The sequence below is a fragment of the Pyrococcus kukulkanii genome (assembly GCF_041647995.1).
Taxonomy (GTDB): domain Archaea; phylum Methanobacteriota_B; class Thermococci; order Thermococcales; family Thermococcaceae; genus Pyrococcus.
In genome coordinates this window covers 1-17,748 of the sequence record NZ_JARRIB010000006.1, presented here as the reverse complement: position 1 = coordinate 17,748, position 17,748 = coordinate 1, and the positions used below count along the sequence as shown (strand labels likewise).

Sequence of the window (17,748 nt, the reverse complement as noted above, 5' to 3'; positions counted from 1 at the left end):
TCAATTAAATAAAGCAACAATTAAACAATTGAATAATTATTTATTTAAACCCGGATTATCTAACCAATTATCCATATTAGAAGTATATAAATATTTCTATCCACACAACCCCACAACGGGTAAAAAGAGTAAACAGAAGTAGACGAGGAGCCTACACTCTAGAGTTAATTGTCCTAGTGTTGGAAGGTATGTTAGGAAGAGTTGAGGGACGCTTTATGGTTCGAACAGACTTGTTTGTGTAGTTCATTACAGATAATACAAGTGATAAACATGTCCACTAAGTGGTGTATGTGAAGTGTTATAGTATCCGTCATTACTCAAATCGGTTTGCGGGCCCATAACCTACTCCCGTTACCAGTTTTGGCCTGCCCGCAGGCCGGGCCATCGGCCCAGGAGCTCTCCCCTTAAGGGAATGATACCAGAATGCCTATGTAGCCCCTCCAATAAACTTTAGATGCCTTTCTCAAATTACAGAATTGGTGGTGGCTATGAAATACGTGGATATTAATATGTTGAATTACAAGAGTTTGCAGGATATGGAGTATATTGCAGCCCTAACTGACAAAGTCCCTTACTATGACTTTGAGAGAAAAGTCGCAAGGTTCGTTGAAAGAGAGAAGATCCAGGAGGTGATTTCGGAGCTTGTAAAAGAGGGAAAGTTTGCTGAGGCAAAGGAGCTGATGGAGCGTTCAAAAAAGGACTACCTTAGAGAGTTCGAAAAGCTCCTCACCCCAAAACTACTCTCTATCAGGATCTCGTTTCCTTACTGGATAAAGCTGTATGGCCTGGCACTTAAACATGAGACCTCTCCATCAGCGATCCTTCGCAGGCTCCTGGTGACTGCAACTAGGAGTTTGATTGAAGAGCTCAACAGGACAGGAATAATGGCGCCGAGGGCCTATCTGCTTATTAGAGAGTCGCTTGACAGCATAAAAAAGCTTCAGGAGAGGAGGACATTCAACGAGGATGAGAGGGGCAGAAAGTATATGCTGATCTATGAGCACGAGGAACCTATTAGTATCTCTGAGTTAAAACACATTCACTACTTTATAAAACGCCTTGTGAAGGTTCAAGTCCAGCGGGAGGGCATCCCTGAAGAGATTGTTGACTTGCTTTTTGAGAAAACTGTTGCTAGTGACTTCGAAACGCTTGAAGCGTTTTTCTACACCTATGTGGGTGTTTTTAAAGAGGGGGATGAGGTATTTTTGAGGTTTGGTCCGGAGGTCAACACGCTTGACTTTCGCTACGTAGTGTTTGAGTACCCAATCAGGGCAATTCAAGAATTTCCGCCAGATGTTGTGGTTAAGTTCCACAAGAAAATCCTCTTCGATGCCTTTGTGGAGTGCCCCCACACTATTGAGGAGATAAGGGCAAAACTCGAGCGGGGAGAGGCCTTAACTCTTGAGGACTACAAGAGCATCTTCTGTCACAAATTTGACAAAGAAATAGAGATACTTTCCAGGGAAGGTATCAGGCCTTTTGTGTACCCTGAAGAGGGGGAAGAGTTTATACACGCTGAGTTCCTGCCCTACTGTTTTGAGGACTACCCTCTGCCCTTATTTAGGATGCAGTTCTCTGGGAATGAGCTCAGGATAAATGGGATAACCCTCAGGAAAAAACCCAGTAGGGAGGAAGTCAAGGAGAACTTAAAGAAGTTAAGGGACATTATCAGGCGGGCGTACTATAGGGCTGTAGGCCTGAGCGAAGAAAGAGTTGTCGAAGCGAGGGCAAAAGTCGAGCGTGGGGAGATTGACGAGGAGGCTCTTGATGTGCTCAGCGTTTCTAAGGGCATCGACATATCTCTCGACTACCTCCTCCTAAGGCAGAAGGAGGGCAGGGATCTGCTTTCAGCGTTTTCAAAGCCCTCTGAAGTTTTCACCACGACATTTCCAAAGCCACTCATTAGGGTATTGGAGCTTTTCAGGGGGGAGAAAATAAAGAACATCTTGGAAGACCTAATAGCTAAAGAACCGCTCTAACCGTTTTTTTACCCCCTATGCTTGGGATATAGCATTGTAAAAATTTTGCATTGTGGAGCCCTCCATCTAATATTATGGGGAGGGCCAGTTCTAATATTACAAATGTTGTTTGACATAATATTGCGGGGGTGGGGGTGTGAGGACTGCCGTGTTGATTGACGGAGAAAATGTCTGGAGGTGTCTGGAGAATATTATTGGTAGGAAGGTGCACATTGATAAGGCTATAGATTGGAAGGGGTTATTTAAGTTCCTTGAATCCCTTGGTTATGAAGTCACAATAGCTAGGTTCTATGCTAACCCCTTCGCTATCAGAAATCCTAACGCTGCCAACAATTTAGAGAGTATGGGAATCAAAGTAATCTTGGCAAGATCTACTATGAAGGAGAATGGGCCAAAGAGCACGGCCGATATTGTTATGATAGTTGATGGAATGAGCATAGCCTATGAAAGACCAATCGACGCATTTGTAATAGTTTCGGGGGATGGGGACTTTTTACCGTTCGCACAAAAGGTACGGGAGCTCGGTAAAGACGTGCTTTTTGCAACTTTCTTGGAGTATACTGCTAGGCCTATCAAAGAGATGTTCCAAGTGGTTAACCTTCTTGACTTCAGCATACTTGGCGAGGATATTTATGTAAACGCTGAAGAGTCAAGTTTTCAGAGAGTAGAGGGCAAAGCTCCTTCAGTCTAATGTGGTGGGTGTGGTGAATATGATTGCAAACTGGGTTAGAGCAGGTAATATCCAGGTTAGTTATGTCATCGATAAGGCCAGGGAGGATTGGCGTAGGGTTAGAGTGCAAGGGACAGTCCATGTTGTTGTCAAGGGGAGGGACGTTAAGAGGTTGCTTAACGGGAATGTGCTTGACGAGTTGAGGACGGATTTTGGCATGGAGCTGGTGGAGCACAAGTTTGTAGACTATGATGTGAAGGAGTACCTGTTCTTAAAGTTCAGGGTTGATAAGGTCTTTGAGCCGTTCTTTAATGTTCACGAGTTCGAGAGGGGCCTTGTTGAGCGTTTCCTAGAGTTATTTTTTGTCTATGCCGACTGATATCTATTTTTCCCTTATTTAAACAAAGAGGAGGTGGGGAAATGGAAGTGTTAAAGGTGGATTTCAAGAAGATTAAGGGAGTGTTTAGGGATGTTAAGAAGATTGAGGTTGGGGCTTGGAATGATGAAGAGGAGGGTTTCTTTAACTTGGTTGTGAAGGGAACTACAAGGGAAGGGGGCGAGAAGTATCTGATTGTCCACGTTGAGAGGGTTCCAAGGGAAGAGGTTGAGGTTAGGAAGGAGTGGTGGAGGAGGGTTAAGTATAGTGTCGGGTATGACTGGCGGGTCATTGAAGTGAAGTTTTTTGAGTGGGATGGTGAAGTCTGGGAGAGGGTTATTGCGTTTAAGGAATATGGTGCGGTTATAGTGTTTGGGGATGTGGATGGAGTTGAGCGGGAGGATTGGGTCAAGGATATGGTGGATGATTTTGTTGTGGGTTGGGGCACGGATTATATGGATTGGTTGAGGGGAAAACAGGATAGGTCTACTTAAGGTTCCTATATAGGGGACTTCAGCACTCCAACTTGGGCATCAAAGCTGTCATAAACGTACCAGTTTTCACTTTTACTCTTGTGGTCTTTGTCCAACAGAATTTTCATTCTCCATTCGCTAATTTTCTCCTCCAGCACAGTCGTTAAGTTCAGGAGAGTCTCCTCGAACTCCTTCGGAACATACTTATACTTGCTCGGCTCCCCGCCCGTCAAAACATACAACGCAAACGCTTCACACCAAAACTCCTCCAAATCAATCTCAGCATACTCTCCCAACTTAACCCTGCCCACCCACTCCCTTAACTCATCTAACATCTCATCATCAAACCACTTCCTGAACAGTAAGTGGCCTGCCGTATGATAGTAGTACCAGGCCAGAGTGTGCCTCGCTTTATCGAGTTTGCCCTTTATTATCAGCGCAGTCGCTCCAATCGGGCCAATAATTTCCTCCTTTGGAATATTGTTTATAAAGACTTCAATCCTGTTGCCAGTGCATCCAGTCTTCCATCTGCCCTTCTTTTGGATGCCCTCACTAGGCGCTTCAGCTACGTCTACAGCCCCACTCAAACCCAGTCTTCGCTTGATCATTCCACGGAACTCCGCAAAACTAACCAAATCAGCCCACAAACTCCTCTCTTCCTCACTCCACTTCCTTGTGGCAAACTCAACTAACCTCCTAACATCACCATTCACATATGCATCTAAAATACTGCAACCAACATAGACTCTTCCTCCAATTTCTCTCCAGATGGCATCGATAGATTTCTTCTTCCTTTTTTTCTTCAGCTCCCTAAGGTCGACAAATATTCTACCGGTTGCATCCGTGTGTATACTAATTTCCGAAGGCAACTTCCCGATCATGTCCTCCTTAATATACCACCTATACTCTGGCGGGACATACACACCCTCACCCTGCTTCTCTACACCTTTTTCCTCTTCATCCGTCCCAAAGAAATACGCCCTATAAGCATCAATTAACTCTTGGGCAAACCGCTTAACTTCATCAGGAACCTCATCCGCCAACTGTATCCTCAAATTCCCATACAAAATATCCGAAACCTTAACTAACCCAACATAAGGGGACAAAATCGCCATCAAAATATCCGGAATATCCTTCATACTGAGATCCTTAAGGATTCCTTCAGAAGAATCTCCCATAGCATTACCCTCCATTTCTCATCCACCCCTCTTTGTCACAAAAAGCTATTTAAGCTCGCCTCCTCCCATAATAGTTAAAATACTAGTAGATAGAGAGAAAGTTAATCGAGTTCCCTGAGAAATTTTGCTATCTTTTCTGCCATTTGGGCAAGAGCTCCTAAGGTCAAGATGAGAGTCTCTTTTTTCCTTTTGTCAGTGGCTGACGCAACCATCATTCCAACAACATAGCCAGCTGCCTTTTCAACAGCTCTGTCTTCAGGGTCTCCTTTTTTAAGCCAGTTGAAGTATTGTTCCAATGCTCTCTTTACACTATCAACTGCGTAATTAAGAACTTCCTCTTCTGGGAATTTATCTAATATTGCCTGCCTTTTCAGCTCTTCGAGCTCTTGGGGGGTGAGCTTCCCTTCATATACTAGGTTGAGTATCCCATCCACGAACTCAAACTTTGGAATGCTGGCGTTTATTTTTGATTCGATGTACTCCTTCACGGCTCTGTAATCTTGGAAGAACCTCTCTGCGACGTCGGCAAATCTGGCGTAGGTCGCCCTGCTGAAGTATGCCCCCTCAAAGTCCTCATACCCCAACCGTTTCAGCCCAACTACTGCCCTCTTGTTAAATAGTGGGTACTTGTTCGGATCAATAGAGAAGAGTATTTCAGTTATGCTGGAAGGGCCGAACCCGGGAACCTTTTCGTCTAGGAGCCTGTCGGGGTCGGTGAGGGCCAAGGCCAACTTGTTAGCAACTTCCTCAAACGTGAAACCTCTGGCAAGAATCCGCATCTCGATCGCCGCGTCTACTTGGAAGGCCTCGGAGGCCCAGAGCTCGTTTAAGAGCTTTCTCAGGCTCTCCCTATCCTTCTTTTTGACGAACTCTCTTAGGTACTGCACCACCTTCTCCCTGTGTTTGGCCCTGTCATCTACCCAGTACTTTTTCTCGAAAAGCCCTTCCCACACCATGCCCCACACCTCCGTCCTCATAAACTAATACAAATTTGACCCTAATATTTCTTTCGATCTTGAGCTCATCAATATATTCAACTCCGAGATGAATACATAGTCAAAACGTCACCAGTAATAAATTCAAACTCGACAAAACGTTGAGAAAGGTAGGCTGTTCTTTTGTTTGTGTGTTTTTATGTACTTTTACTTTCGTTTCAGGTGTTAATGTTTAAATGGTTCTCATGCATGCTCTTGTTAATGCGTGTAAAACTGAGTAGGACTGTGTTCCTTGAAAGCTACCACTCACAAAGAAGAAGTTCAAGGCTGTAAAGGGGGTTTATGAGGGTTACTCTGGATTTTCTGACTGAGTACGTTTTTGAAATAAGATTGCGAATCCACTTAAGCTCAGGAATTTAATGACAGAAAGAACGAGTTTCTAATCCAAGTGGGGGGTGAATTGGGTGGATTAGAGGACGTACTTTACTGGTTGGGGGAGGGATTGGGTTCTTTTGTTGAACTTATGGTCGTAAGTTCAACAAATATGGCTATATACGTTAAACTTATTTACAAGAAATGTAAATAAGTTAAACAAGGTGGGACAGTGTGGGATGGGATCAAGGCCTCGACTATGAGAAGACGTACAAGTTGCTCACCAAGGAGCTCGAGGAGGTCAGAAAGAAGGAGGGGCCTAAAGCCCTCAAGCGCAGGTTGTACTTGATCATCCTCCTGACCCAACTCCGGAATGGATCTAGAATAGGTGAAGCCATAGACTTCATAACTCACGTGGCCCAGGAGTACAAGAGAGAGGCCTACATAACCGTAGAGAAAAGGAAAGACAACTATCAGAGGTTAATGGTTCTACCTAAGGAGGTCACCAAAACCGACATTTTAGTGACGAAGGGAGTACTTGAGGAGGAGCTTAAGAAGCACGACAAGAAGGGTCTCGTCATTAGGATCTCAACCTGGGTGAAGAAGACCTACGGGTTCAACACGCACTCATTGAGGTACGCATTTGTCAGCCATTTGGCAAAGAAAGGCTACCCACCCCAAGTCATAGCTAAGATTACTGGGCACAAGCGCTTAGACTACATCCTCCACTACACCCAAGAAAGAATAGCCAAAGAAATACTCAGAGACCTATAGTCTCAAAATAGGCCAAGAGACCCAACAATCCTACTTGGACTGACCAAACCTCAATATATGGTTCAATAAACCCCGAGTAGGCTTCCTTGCCACCAACTAAGTATACACAGCCGTCGCATACTGAGACTTCTCCAACAGAAGTCCACAATAATCCAAGCATATTTACGACACTTCATCTTACGACGGGCCTATAAATGGGATCTCTATCTCCTCCAAGATAGTAGTAAATAGTTAAAAAATTTCCTATGCCTCCTTTATGCATAATGAGTTTTATCTAAAGTGCGTCGTTTTAGGATTGATGTTTTTGATGAATCAAGAATGTTCGAGGAGAAAATGAGGGAGTACAGCGAGGAAATGACTAAACTGTTAAAGGATGAAGAAGAGCTCACGGCGAAGGTTAAGGAAGTCTTTAAGGCGTTGGAACCCAGCCGTTTGCGGTGGGGAGGAGGTCAACAATTAGAGAGACCCCAAATACCCGACAACATTTAACTGTACGGCTAACTTACCTCTCACATTTTTGTCTCAAAAACCAAAATGTTTTTATAAAATCATTTTGGAGTTTGAGACATGACACTCACGAGATCCGAACTCAAGGTGCTCCTCGCACTTGACAAACCCACCAAATTGAACGAGTTATCCCGCAAGCTCAACATCTCCAAGGGCAGGCTATCAGCTCTCCTGCATTCCCTTGAAAAGAAGGGGCTTGTGGAGTTTGAGGGAAAAAAGCCGGTCGTTGTTAAGCCAACGAGAAATAAGGTAATTGAACTCCTCAATATCATTTTTCCAGTTAACTTAAGGTCAACAATTTTGAGCTCAAGTAATTCCCAGCCGAGTGGAAGCTTACTTAATGTTTTGACAGGGAATGCCCTGAAAGTTCTTACTGCTCTTGAGGTTGAAAAGCCTCAACCAGTCTGGCTCATCCAGTTGAAAGCAAATGTGAGCAGAGCTACTTTATACAGGGTCCTCACCCAGCTTATGGAGCGGCTCATTGTGGGAAAAAAGGAGGGGGGCTACTTTATAAGTGAACGCTTTTCTCTTTTCAAGATCTTTGCTGACGAGTACTTTTATCTCCAGAATTCAATTAAAGCGAAAGAGTTTGAGCCAAATGCCTCTGTTGTATGGAGTGGAGTTGAGGAGTTCATACTTGCGACTGGGGTATTCAAAGGGAGGAGGATTGGATACTTCCAGCTTACTGGGCTGGCCCGTTTTTCAGACTTTGGGCTCCCCCTGATTTCGTCAGGGGTTTATCATTATTACTGGCCTGCTCGAAAAGAGCTCACCCTCGAGGAAGTTGTCGTGCACACTTTAACCCTTGAGAGGGATGCGAGAGAGCTCCTTTATGTTATTGTTCTCCTTAAGTCCAGGAGTTTTAATGAGGGATGGCTCAGAAAGCTTGCAACAAAATTTGGTGTTTCTGGTACTGTTAATGAGATTCTCGAATATCTTCAGGGGAAGGAAAAGCCATATCCATTTCCTTCTTGGGAGGAGGTTGAGGAGCTCTGTCATCAGTATTTGGGGAGGTCGTGAGGGATGATAACAAGGGAGAGGTTAATTCGTGAGTTTGTTTTGCTTGATGAAAAAGGCTCGGCTCATGGGTTCAGGGGAGGTTAATGTGTATCTTATTGGTGGTGGGAATCTCGCACTTAGGGGTGTTAAGCCTGCGACTGCTGATGTTGATGTTGTTCTTGAAAATTATAAGGCATTTAAGACCTTTGAAGATGTTCTTACGGATCCATCTCCAGAGTGGAGGACGAGTGGTGGGCTTGTGGTTTATCTGAAGGTCTTTGGTCATGAGTATGGGGGGAGGCTTGGTGCTGATGCTGTTTACAGGAAGATTGATCCTGACATGGGTGATTTTAATCTTGATGTTTTTGTGAAGCGTGTTATGGGTGGTATTCAGCTAACGGAGAGTATGGGGAAGAGAGCGTTTATTCCGAGGGAGTTCGTTGGTTTGAAGAAGCTTAGAGTGCATCTTGTATCTCTTGAGGATATATTCCTGTTTAAGGGTGTTACTTCTCTGGGTCGTTCGAAGGATGTTGATGACCTCTTGAGGCTACTTGAGCTGGGAGTTGATTTTAATGTGGTTTTTAAAGAGCTCAAAGTTCAGAAGAATACTATCGAGCCGGAGAGTTTTGAGCGTCTTGTTGGCATTTTGTATGAGAAGATGATAGAAGTCCAAGAGCTTCTCAGAATGAGGGGTCTGAGAAGTTCCAGTTTGGACATGTTTATTAATTCCCTCGGGACAATTATATGAGGTGAGGTAGTCTGGATAACTGCCTATACTGATGAGATAGAAGACTCAACATTCTGCATAGACATAGAAGCCTTCAAACAGTTAGTCCAAGATGAAATCCTCAGCAATCTCGATGATGAAGAGGTAATAATTATTCATCACCAGCTTTTTCGCATCCCTAGCAACGTCACCACTATCCACAACCTCTACACCAACTGTAATATCCCCTTTTCTCCCAACGACGTCTACCTGGGATCAACGCTGGGACTTCCTCCATAGTACTGAACTCATAAAACCTTAGAATCTGCACAACTTCTCTCTTCACTTCATCATGCAGATTGACAGCTTTTATTTTTTCCCGAGCCCTCCTCCTGATGACACTTGCAAGTTCCAAAAGCGTCTCGTAATCAGCACCCTCGATGACAGCCTTATATAGAACCAGAGCCTCTACAAGAACAACCTGCGTAGGAACTCTCTTTCCAGAAAGGTGCTCCCTTAGTGCTTTAGTTCCATAGACAAACTCAGCTAATTTATCCGTAATCCTTATTGAATATATTCTACTCAAAGGTTCCTCATAGCTTGTCAACCGTTCCAAAACTTCAATATACCCGTTCTTTCCTGCACCTTGTCCTGTTAACGTGTCTTCTGTTAGTCTTTCCCCTTTTAGATGCAGATCTTTCTTTGAGAAAGGCATCCACACCACCCCTAAGCATAATACACAACCTTATGGGTAGGACGTCAATTCGAGCTTGAGTTCTATTTTTTCAAGTCTTTTGAACTCCCCTATAATGGAAGTTTTACCCTTTCCTGCCCCTGTCCTGCCCGCTCATTCTAATCCCCCAATTTCCAGACTTTACCAGGAGCTTCTAATATATGTTTTGGAGAAGGTAAATAAGAACGAAAACCCTCAAAACAGAAAACAGCAATTTTAAGAAAGACACAGCAAAACACAAGGCAGTTTAATTGTGAACTTTGGCTAAGAAGGCATATGCAGATTCAGCTACTTGGGCAAGAGAGAAACAAAAATACGAAAAAGGTTCTGAGGGAAAGGACAAAGGGTGCTGTCTAGATCTCAGTATATAGTCCAGTATACTCTGTGATAAACTTCTTCCCTGCTGTCCACTAAGTATGCATAGCCACCGCGCACTGAAGCTTCTCTGACAGGAGTCCACAGCAGTCCAAGCTTCTTTACAACACTGTCCCTTACAATAGGCTTGTAAATAGGATCCTTATCTCTCCTAAAGTAATAGTATATTGCTGAAAGGATTTTCCTCCTAGCTTCTTTACCTGGGTTAGGAATTTTCCACCAGATCCCTCTACTGATTATTGCTGTGTTCAGCCTCCTATATGGTCTGTAGGGAAGAGACAAGCGCCTCTCAGCCGTCACAAAGGCGTGCCACTCTGCAAGCCCCTCCTCTTCCTGCCTGCTCAGTACGGGATAGTTCGCTCCCATCATCGAGCATATGTCCTCAACTATGTGGTGGGTAAGCTCGTGCCAGTATATGTAGGCTAGAAAGACGGTAAAAGCCCCCAACACATCCCCAATGTTGCTGATTCCTATATATGCACCGTAGTTTCTCACTATCCCCTTAAACGCACCTAATATCTTGGGCAACCTGAGATATATGCCCCAGTCACTTCTGCTGTAGTGGTACGGAACATAGAATGCAAGGAAATCCACAACTATGCCTTTAGACTCCTCAGTCTCTCCAACTTCGGAAAAGACTGGGAGGTCTCTCCTTTCAAGACTTTTCCTCAGGCCTTCTTCAATTCCTTCAATTCTGTAGTTAACCTCTTCGAATTCTTCAGGGACAAAAAGAGGTTCTTCTTTAATGTAATCTTGGAGAGGCTCCCAAGCAGAGGGCTCCAGTACATATGGTCTATTTCTACCTTCATCCATAGAAATCCCCCGTATACATGTCTTTGACACTAAAACTATTATAAAATTTCTTCCCCACCTTGTACTTTTGCTCAAAGCCTATGTCTTTTGAGAACTGTCCTTCAAGTCAGGTATACTTGGAAATGCCAATACCTGAACAATATTCCTACACTATATCCTCACTCTCAAAATCATTTAGCTAGCAAAATTTCTCAAGATCTTTGCATGTACTAAGCCCCCACTAAAACAATTGATTTACCTCACTAAAACCAATACAATTTTATTTTTTTGATCAGAGGGTGAGAAAAGATAAAGAAAGCTTATTTGAAGGTTCTGAGGAGTTAAACAAGTTAATAAACGCTCTTCATGCCAAAAGCTGGGTGGCAATTCTCGGACCGAGGATGGCTGGAAAGACTAGTCTAGCATGGGCTGGGGCTAACGCCTTTGCAGAGAAAATGAAGTATAAAGTAATCTTTGTTGACTTGAAAAATACTGAGACTTCTAGGCAAGCCACGAAAAAGATACTCGGCAGATTACCAAAATCAATTCTTGATACCCTCCCAAAATACATCGCAGAGATTTCTTTTTCTACCGGAGATATTTGAACTAGTGTAAAACTTAGAGAAAACGTAGCTGCCAAAAACGCTTTAGAAGATGCTCTTTTTGCCCTAAAAGACACAATACTAATTCTTGATGAGGTTCAAAACGTGAAACAAGGTGTAAACTCCTTTTTAAAAGCCCTAGCCGCGGCATTTAATGAAAACGATTCCCTACTGGTGATATTTACGGGCTCCTATGCCGGTGTTGTTAAAAGCTGTTCGAAACCACTCACAAGGACAGCCTATATGGGAGGCCACCAATTGAAATACTTCTCCCGCCCTGGCCTGAATGGGTAGCGACGGAATTCCTAAGGAAGGGCTTTGAGCAGGATGGTGTTGATGTCACCCAAAGGGAGATTCAGGAGGCAATTTGGAGGCTTGGAACGCTACCTAGCTGGTTAAATCTCTACGGACTTAGACGTTGCCTTGGAGCAAGTCATGAAGAGTTCCTGGAAAGGGTGTTTGAGAAGGCTGTGAATGAGACTTTAGTAGAGTTGGAGCACTTCTTAGAAGAGAGAGGGCGATTGAGGAGAAGGCGAGAGAGTATGGCGTCCCCGTGATAAAAGTAAATCCAAAAAGCACCTCGAGAGTTTGCCCCGTCCACAATGCTGTCGTGAAGTATGAGAACGGTTCTCGTTTTGGAGTTTGTACTGCTGGTGGTGAGGTCTGGCAGAGGTTAGAGAGCCAGGGAGTAGAGATTTCTCCTGCAGAGGTCAGCACTCTCGAAAAGCTGAAAAACAACTTTTTCGAGGTTGTGGCGCTCAGCGACACTGAGAGTAAGCTCATTGCGGGCGAGCTCGTCGACCTCAACGAGAACCTGCGCGTGGACACAGCGCACAGCGCTAAGGGGAGAGAAGCGGATGTAAGGGTTGCGGTGAACGCCCTGCTGAGAAACGAGAGTGTGAGAATGCAGTACAGCGAGCTGGAAGTATTTACTGCACACGTCGCGCTGACGCGGGCGAGGGAAAAGCTGGTTATAGCTTATGATGACGTTTTCACGAGCCTCACGAAGGTTTGGCGCCCAGAGCTCGCAAAGCACATACTTGAGACGAAGCGTGACGAGGGAGTGAAATACTATGAGAGGCTGGCTGGAGATATTTTGCAGGCCTGTTGAGCAAGCCTTCTTTGCCGAGTTTTTTTCATTTCAGCGGATCATGATCCAATTTCTGAGCCTCAATGACTGTGTATTTCTCAAGAAAAGCCTTTGGCGGGCTTGAATTATGGCAGTTTCGAGGTGTGCACGGGAGAAAAAGCGGAATTACATGACTCTTTTGAGCGCCTTATCGAGGTTGCCTCAACGCCCAATAGAAAAAGCCGAGAACCTGGCTTTTTTTGGCTTAATTAAGCCTTCTCCAGCGAGAAAAAGAAGCCTGTATATGCCTCGGATGTCGTCAAATCGAAGCCCCTCATTTTCAGGGTCGGCCTTGAAACAGGCGGGTTGTGATTTGACGACATCTGACCCCTCTCGTGCCTTCTTTTCGAACCCGAGCAGGGTGGCTTTCAAAGGTTGCGGGGCTGTCGTAACTTTTCGCATTTTGTAGTCATAAAGTGCAACAGGATTTGACTACATTCGTGTGTTTTCGATATGCATCGAAGCGTGAGTAGCACGTCGAAAGGATAAGCAGCCGCCGGGCAAGAGTGTTCGATTCTATATGCCTCTAGCAAGGCTTCGAGTTACAGTTCTTGGGCTTGTGAATTGACTTCAAGGTCAATTTATCCAAAAGTGGTAATACTGTGTAACTGCAGTGTGGCGGGCGGAATATAAATATTCCTTATATTAAGTGATGGAGGTGCCCTTATGAGGATTAGAAAGATAAGGGTTGAAAACCTGTTTTCTTATGATGAGGTCGAGCTTGCCCTGCCGCTTGACCTTGCAGTGATCGTGGGGCCTAACAATGCCGGGAAAACCAACATAGTTAGAACATTGGACTTCTTGAAGCGTTGCTTCGGAGACAACCGCCCTTCCTTGGAAGAGCTGGAGGGAATTCTACATGACCCCAACAAGCCCCGGGCAAAAGTAGAAGTTGATGTAGAGCTTAATGAAAAAGAAATTAGCTACATTAGAGAGTTCGTTTCGTTGCACTTGGCACCTGGAATTGAGAATGCCCAAAATGACAAGATAAAATTTTACCTAACAGATAGGGAAAAATTAAGGAAGAAAGGGTTTGATATATCAAGACTTGACGAAGAACTTGAGAATGAAAAAATTCAGGAGAGGCTTAACAGCCTGTTCTTGCAGGAGCTTGCGCAATTCCAAGAGGCTTTTCCCGAACAGTTCGGGGAAGTAAGAGTAGTGTGGAGATACGAAGGGGAAAGCAGAGTGCCTAGACCATTTTTTGTGATAAAAATTAAGAGTAAGAATCTGGAGAGTGCAGGGAAGGGGGAAAGCAAGCACTGTGGTGAGATTTACATAAATGACTCGGCAATTCGCCACCCTTCTTATGTTGGGTCAAGCAGAAGAGACTCTTTATTGCGTGATATGGAAGATAGCTTTGTCTCATATCTAGTCATGTCTATGGGAGACAGGAGTTCTAACTTGGATGAAATCCTCCAAAAAGCTGAGAATAAAGAGAATAAAAAAGCTGAGAATACTCTCCAAGACCGCAGGCGGGAGGATTTTATTTGGGGCCATCTTTTGTATACGCTCTCGTTGCATAAGAGTCAGCTGTCGGTTTCACACAGCTCTCTGCCCGACGAGCAGAAGTGGAAAGCCCGAAAAATGTACAGAGAGCTTGGATGGGATGAGTTAAGAACGTACTCTTTATGGGATTTGCTGAAACAAATCTTCACTTCCTCGATAATTTGGCTTGGTGAGATCAGGGGACTTCCATTAGAGGAGGAATACAAGCCAGCTATAGAGTATGACGGAAGTGGCGAAAACTTGGCGTCCTTCCTACATGCCTTGAAAGAGTCAAGCGACCCCAGGTTGAGGGAGATTAAGGAGCGCTTCAAAGACATTTTCGGCCTTTCTTTTGACACCGAGAGACGGCCGTTCGAGGCCAAAAACAAGGTCGAACAGGAAAGAAAAGCCCCAAAACTCTTCATAATAGACGAGAAAAGGAGAAAGAAGTTTCCAATAACTGCTGTCGGTTCTGGGGTCTTTGAGGTTCTTAATCTCATATCAACGATAGCGGGCTCGGAAGGCAGGGTGATAATCCTTGATGAGCCGGCCCTGCATCTGCACCCAGTGCAACAGAAAAGGGTTCTGCAGGCTTTGAAGGAGCTTTCGGGCATGAATAACCAGATCATCTTGATAACGCATTCCCCGTATTTTGTCGACTCAGAGACTCTAGAAAAGACGTACCGCTTTTACATGGACGACCAGGGCAGAACAAAAGTTGTTGTGATAAAAGACGCCTTGGAGAACCTCGAGCTTAAGGACGAGCTCAAAATGATAAAGGATTCATCACTTATACGTGCACTTTTCGCCAGCGGCGTGATAATAGCAGAGGGAGACTCGGAATACCTGAGCGTTCCAATACTGGCTAGGAAGCTTGGGTACCCACTGGAGGACTACAATATCGAAATTATAAATGCGGGGGGAGATGGTAACATTAAGTCAATTATAAAAATCATTGAGAGGCTCCGTATACCATTCAGGGTAATATGCGACCGAAAAGCGGAGCCCAAAATTCCCTCACAATATCATGACAAAGTATTTGCATGCCCAGCCGATGACTGGAAAGATTACTTGGAGGATTTATTTGGGAAAGAGGGCGGAGGGAAAATTGAGGCCGTCTGGAAGATTGCCAACAGGGTGTCTGAAGATGATGTGAAAGAAAAGATGAAAGACCCTGAAAAATTCGAAGAATTCATCAGGAAGTTCCTCGAAGAGCTCGGCTACAGGGTGTGAAGTGTTAGGGGCAATCCCACCGAGTTCGAGCTGAAATTCTTATCACCAAAGAAAAATAAGGAAACGTGGATTAGCTAACGCTACTGTTGTTCCACCAAATAAGCATAAACATATGCAATAAGCTCGTTGACTAGTTTTTTGCTTCTTTTTCATCAGCTTCGCTAAGCTTATTTATGAAATCTTCTGCACTATCTGCTCTGATATTGTTATGGTACATTTCACTGAGAAGTCCTATGAGAACATACATGATTTCTACTTTGTCCTGTGCTATCATAAGTCTATTGAGGATTGATACTCCCCTCCCCTCGTGTTTTTTGCAGTACTCTGCAACTGATCTCCCAAAATCTTTCACAACAAGAGACAACTCCCCGCACATTCCGATGCATCCTCATAGTAACAAAAATATGATTACACTTTATAAAGTTTTCTCTTATCAAAAACGTAATAATTATACTTCGTTAGTGTGGATAACATAATAAACAAGAGGACATTTTCAAGTGCGGAGTTCTTTCGAAATCAAAGCTTGGGCACAAGAATTCCTATCAAGATAGCTTCCCATCTCATAGGAACAACAATCTTGCTGAACCCACTTGTAAAAAGAAAATCTTATTTGGGATTACATGCTCTCGTATATCTTGATGAGGGAAGTGAACTCGTATCAATTATCTTCATCCAATGTAATAACACTTACCGTGCCTCCAGCGATAAACAGGGCCAGCTTGAATGATTTCAAGCGAAAGATTGTTTCCATCATGGTTAACGACATGCTCAAAGTTTTTCTCAGAAATGCCTACTATAAACGCCCTATCCTAGTTCTTAGCCCTGACTCGGTTTGTATTCATCTCGACAAGCCCTTTTACGTTTTCAAAGCCGAGGTAGAAAAGCTCTTAGAGAAGTGGGCAAGCTTCTCGCAGGCGCTCTCGATAATCGAACTCACTCCCGTCACGGCAAACAAAGTCATCCTCACCGAGTTTTATGTCAAGAATCCTTGGAAAGACTTCTTATCCGAGTACAGCCCCGTGGAGGAGCTCCCTTTCACGGGGAATGAAGCCCGAAAGTTCTCCAAGAGAAAATTGAACGAAATCAGGGAAAAGCTGCTCTGCTCGAGCGGGGCACTCTTCAGACTGGAGTGTATGAGTGCTACAGGAGGAAAACACTTTGTTCTGGGGCATAGTATTTTCGTCCCGCTTGAGAAAAGCTTGGAGTTTTTGTAAGAGTGCGGGTATAACTCAACGCCCTGTAGCTTCAAGATACAGTGAAATAGCTTCGGCAATGTTCCTGAGCGCTTCTTCAATTGTTTCTCCTTGGCTCATGCAACCGGGCAAGTTCTCGACATAAACTACGTAGCCACTTTCTTCCTGTTCTTCGAGTACAATCTCAAGCTTTATTTTCTTCATGATTCCTGCTTTTGCACTATTGCTTATAAAAAAGTGTGCTACTCATACGAATCCAAGCGCAAAAGAGTTTTATACTCAGCATACAACATTATGAGCGGACGTCTTCTCTTCCTTGGAGGTTAACTCATGAGCAAGCGGAGAAAGAAAAAACTAGAGATGCTCAGTAGGGTTGGCGAAGCAAAGGAGAAGTTAATTGTTGCTGTTGACAAGAGCGATGGGTACGCTGCAATAGTAGCGATTCCGGCATCGTCTCTGGATACAGTTTACAATAAGTTCCGATGGGTGGAGCACTTCAAGGACGTTGAGGGGAAGGAAAAGTACATCAAGAAATTCCTGAAAAAGTGGCCGAATAACAAGCAGTTCCTCCTCTTCTATTGGGTTTACATGAAGGTCGGGTATAAGTTCTGGAAGGACTTAGACGTGCTCGGCAATAATGCAATTGAAATAATTGTAGATGATGATCTGTATAAGTCAGTGAAGAAAAGGTACCCGAAGGTTAACGTGGTGTGCGAAGGACGCCTCTCCAAGGAGGACAAGCTCGACAAGAAGAGGCGCAAATTGATTAACATTGCTGATAACCTTGCTAATCTTGCAAGAAGAGGAGAAACAGTGGAATAAGGTCATCCTGCCCGTTCACTCAGCCCCCTCGTCATTGCCTCACGGCTCGGGGGGCATCATGCGCACGGGCATTCCAAACTTTCCCAATACAAAATATAACGACACCACCTATAAAGGTTTCGACATGATGCACTCTTATACAACAGTTGCAAAATCTTAAGTCTCAACCGAAACATCTAGCAAATGAACTCCCGCCCTGGAGGTAGCGGGCTCACCACCATGAGGTTCAGCCCGCGGGCCCGGCCTGAAATTACCCCTACCCGCCCAAGCTCTGGATTATCGGTTGAGAGGATGCCTAACGGCGTCATCCCTCCCAACGGGAGGGACACAGTGAAGCCGTTTCTCCCTACCGCTTCATTTTGTATAGAGGTGTGTCACTTTGTATCGGCGGTAGGGAGTTCCACCTCAGCCA

The 17,748-nt window shown here is 44.4% G+C and carries 20 protein-coding genes; 13 read left to right on the top strand and 7 right to left on the bottom strand.

Going from position 1 to position 17,748, the window contains the following annotated elements; translation table 11 throughout:
* Positions 1 to 488 precede the first annotated feature (488 nt).
* The 4 genes from P8X24_RS11080 to P8X24_RS11065 all read left to right on the top strand — a co-directional run bounded on the left by P8X24_RS11080 (position 489) and on the right by P8X24_RS11065 (position 3,519).
* On the top strand, positions 489 to 1,979 hold the full coding sequence (locus tag P8X24_RS11080; RefSeq protein WP_372916330.1) for a hypothetical protein: 1,491 nt from the start codon (positions 489 to 491) through the stop codon (positions 1,977 to 1,979).
* A gap of 136 nt (positions 1,980 to 2,115) precedes the next feature.
* Entirely contained in the window at positions 2,116 to 2,670 is a 555-nt protein-coding gene (locus tag P8X24_RS11075; RefSeq protein ID WP_372916238.1) for an NYN domain-containing protein, read from the top strand.
* A gap of 13 nt (positions 2,671 to 2,683) precedes the next feature.
* Positions 2,684 to 3,028, top strand: coding sequence for a hypothetical protein (locus tag P8X24_RS11070; RefSeq protein WP_372916236.1), 345 nt, complete (start codon positions 2,684 to 2,686; stop codon positions 3,026 to 3,028).
* A gap of 41 nt (positions 3,029 to 3,069) precedes the next feature.
* On the top strand, positions 3,070 to 3,519 hold the full coding sequence (locus tag P8X24_RS11065; protein WP_372916234.1) for a hypothetical protein: 450 nt from the start codon (positions 3,070 to 3,072) through the stop codon (positions 3,517 to 3,519).
* Between the two features lie 5 nt (positions 3,520 to 3,524).
* On the opposite strand, the gene P8X24_RS11060 is transcribed toward P8X24_RS11065, so the two are convergent.
* Both P8X24_RS11060 and P8X24_RS11055 read right to left on the bottom strand, forming a co-directional pair.
* Positions 3,525 to 4,691 (bottom strand): hypothetical protein, encoded by a 1,167-nt coding sequence (locus P8X24_RS11060; RefSeq protein ID WP_372916232.1) that lies wholly within the window; start codon positions 4,689 to 4,691, stop codon positions 3,525 to 3,527.
* 86 nt (positions 4,692 to 4,777) lie between these two features.
* The gene (locus tag P8X24_RS11055) at positions 4,778 to 5,632 is read right to left on the bottom strand and encodes a hypothetical protein (protein WP_372916230.1); all 855 of its coding nucleotides are present in this window, start codon (positions 5,630 to 5,632) and stop codon (positions 4,778 to 4,780) included.
* Between the two features lie 585 nt (positions 5,633 to 6,217).
* Here P8X24_RS11055 and P8X24_RS11050 point away from each other — a divergent pair.
* The 4 genes from P8X24_RS11050 (at position 6,218) to P8X24_RS11035 (ending at position 9,011) form a co-directional block, all read left to right on the top strand.
* The gene (locus P8X24_RS11050; protein WP_372916228.1) at positions 6,218 to 6,757 is read left to right on the top strand and encodes a tyrosine-type recombinase/integrase; all 540 of its coding nucleotides are present in this window, start codon (positions 6,218 to 6,220) and stop codon (positions 6,755 to 6,757) included.
* Between the two features lie 318 nt (positions 6,758 to 7,075).
* Entirely contained in the window at positions 7,076 to 7,246 is a 171-nt protein-coding gene (locus P8X24_RS11045; protein ID WP_372916226.1) for a hypothetical protein, read from the top strand.
* Positions 7,247 to 7,324: 78 nt separating this feature from the next.
* Positions 7,325 to 8,284 (top strand): helix-turn-helix domain-containing protein, encoded by a 960-nt coding sequence (locus P8X24_RS11040; RefSeq protein WP_372916224.1) that lies wholly within the window; start codon positions 7,325 to 7,327, stop codon positions 8,282 to 8,284.
* 85 nt (positions 8,285 to 8,369) lie between these two features.
* Complete coding sequence (locus P8X24_RS11035) at positions 8,370 to 9,011, top strand: hypothetical protein (protein WP_372916223.1); 642 nt, start codon at positions 8,370 to 8,372, stop codon at positions 9,009 to 9,011.
* A gap of 172 nt (positions 9,012 to 9,183) precedes the next feature.
* Here the strand turns inward: P8X24_RS11035 and P8X24_RS11030 are convergent, their stop codons facing one another.
* Positions 9,184 to 9,684: a hypothetical protein gene (locus tag P8X24_RS11030; RefSeq protein ID WP_372916221.1), complete on the bottom strand. Its 501-nt coding sequence runs from the start codon at positions 9,682 to 9,684 to the stop codon at positions 9,184 to 9,186.
* A gap of 378 nt (positions 9,685 to 10,062) precedes the next feature.
* Entirely contained in the window at positions 10,063 to 10,890 is an 828-nt protein-coding gene (locus P8X24_RS11025) for a hypothetical protein (protein ID WP_372916219.1), read from the bottom strand.
* 278 nt (positions 10,891 to 11,168) lie between these two features.
* Between P8X24_RS11025 and P8X24_RS11020 the strand changes: the two genes are divergently transcribed.
* Positions 11,169 to 11,474 (top strand): hypothetical protein, encoded by a 306-nt coding sequence (locus P8X24_RS11020; protein ID WP_372916217.1) that lies wholly within the window; start codon positions 11,169 to 11,171, stop codon positions 11,472 to 11,474.
* Positions 11,475 to 12,024: 550 nt separating this feature from the next.
* Positions 12,025 to 12,582: a hypothetical protein gene (locus tag P8X24_RS11015; RefSeq protein ID WP_372916215.1), complete on the top strand. Its 558-nt coding sequence runs from the start codon at positions 12,025 to 12,027 to the stop codon at positions 12,580 to 12,582.
* Positions 12,583 to 12,762: 180 nt separating this feature from the next.
* Here the strand turns inward: P8X24_RS11015 and P8X24_RS11010 are convergent, their stop codons facing one another.
* Entirely contained in the window at positions 12,763 to 12,972 is a 210-nt protein-coding gene (locus tag P8X24_RS11010; protein ID WP_372916213.1) for a hypothetical protein, read from the bottom strand.
* A gap of 294 nt (positions 12,973 to 13,266) precedes the next feature.
* On the opposite strand from P8X24_RS11010, the gene P8X24_RS11005 reads away from it, so the two are divergent.
* A complete protein-coding gene (locus P8X24_RS11005; RefSeq protein ID WP_372916211.1) occupies positions 13,267 to 15,321 on the top strand; it encodes an AAA family ATPase in 2,055 nt (684 codons plus the stop codon).
* A gap of 130 nt (positions 15,322 to 15,451) precedes the next feature.
* Here P8X24_RS11005 and P8X24_RS11000 read toward each other — a convergent pair whose 3' ends face one another.
* Positions 15,452 to 15,697: a hypothetical protein gene (locus P8X24_RS11000; protein ID WP_372916209.1), complete on the bottom strand. Its 246-nt coding sequence runs from the start codon at positions 15,695 to 15,697 to the stop codon at positions 15,452 to 15,454.
* A gap of 262 nt (positions 15,698 to 15,959) precedes the next feature.
* Here P8X24_RS11000 and P8X24_RS10995 point away from each other — a divergent pair, with 262 nt between their 5' ends.
* Entirely contained in the window at positions 15,960 to 16,535 is a 576-nt protein-coding gene (locus tag P8X24_RS10995; RefSeq protein WP_372916207.1) for a hypothetical protein, read from the top strand.
* Positions 16,536 to 16,550: 15 nt separating this feature from the next.
* Here P8X24_RS10995 and P8X24_RS10990 read toward each other — a convergent pair whose 3' ends face one another.
* A complete protein-coding gene (locus P8X24_RS10990; RefSeq protein WP_372916205.1) occupies positions 16,551 to 16,718 on the bottom strand; it encodes a type II toxin-antitoxin system HicB family antitoxin in 168 nt (55 codons plus the stop codon).
* 126 nt (positions 16,719 to 16,844) lie between these two features.
* Between P8X24_RS10990 and P8X24_RS10985 the strand changes: the two genes are divergently transcribed.
* Positions 16,845 to 17,336, top strand: coding sequence for a hypothetical protein (locus P8X24_RS10985; protein WP_372916203.1), 492 nt, complete (start codon positions 16,845 to 16,847; stop codon positions 17,334 to 17,336).
* Positions 17,337 to 17,748: the final 412 nt, after the last annotated feature.

What these genes read in the sequence shown, in the direction of transcription:
- P8X24_RS11025 (WP_372916219.1), bottom strand. Translation starts at nt 10,890, where the DNA reads ATGGATGAAGGTAGAAATAGACCATATGTACTGGAGCCCTCTGCTTGG.
- P8X24_RS11005 (WP_372916211.1), top strand. Translation starts at nt 13,267, where the DNA reads ATGAGGATTAGAAAGATAAGGGTTGAAAACCTGTTTTCTTATGATGAG.
- P8X24_RS10995 (WP_372916207.1), top strand. Translation starts at nt 15,960, where the DNA reads ATGAGGGAAGTGAACTCGTATCAATTATCTTCATCCAATGTAATAACA.
- P8X24_RS11030 (WP_372916221.1), bottom strand. Translation starts at nt 9,684, where the DNA reads ATGCCTTTCTCAAAGAAAGATCTGCATCTAAAAGGGGAAAGACTAACA.
- P8X24_RS11060 (WP_372916232.1), bottom strand. Translation starts at nt 4,691, where the DNA reads ATGGAGGGTAATGCTATGGGAGATTCTTCTGAAGGAATCCTTAAGGAT.
- P8X24_RS11045 (WP_372916226.1), top strand. Translation starts at nt 7,076, where the DNA reads ATGTTCGAGGAGAAAATGAGGGAGTACAGCGAGGAAATGACTAAACTG.
- P8X24_RS10990 (WP_372916205.1), bottom strand. Translation starts at nt 16,718, where the DNA reads ATGAAGAAAATAAAGCTTGAGATTGTACTCGAAGAACAGGAAGAAAGT.
- P8X24_RS11000 (WP_372916209.1), bottom strand. Translation starts at nt 15,697, where the DNA reads ATGTGCGGGGAGTTGTCTCTTGTTGTGAAAGATTTTGGGAGATCAGTT.
- P8X24_RS11055 (WP_372916230.1), bottom strand. Translation starts at nt 5,632, where the DNA reads ATGGTGTGGGAAGGGCTTTTCGAGAAAAAGTACTGGGTAGATGACAGG.
- P8X24_RS11065 (WP_372916234.1), top strand. Translation starts at nt 3,070, where the DNA reads ATGGAAGTGTTAAAGGTGGATTTCAAGAAGATTAAGGGAGTGTTTAGG.
- P8X24_RS11040 (WP_372916224.1), top strand. Translation starts at nt 7,325, where the DNA reads ATGACACTCACGAGATCCGAACTCAAGGTGCTCCTCGCACTTGACAAA.
- P8X24_RS10985 (WP_372916203.1), top strand. Translation starts at nt 16,845, where the DNA reads ATGAGCAAGCGGAGAAAGAAAAAACTAGAGATGCTCAGTAGGGTTGGC.
- P8X24_RS11080 (WP_372916330.1), top strand. Translation starts at nt 489, where the DNA reads ATGAAATACGTGGATATTAATATGTTGAATTACAAGAGTTTGCAGGAT.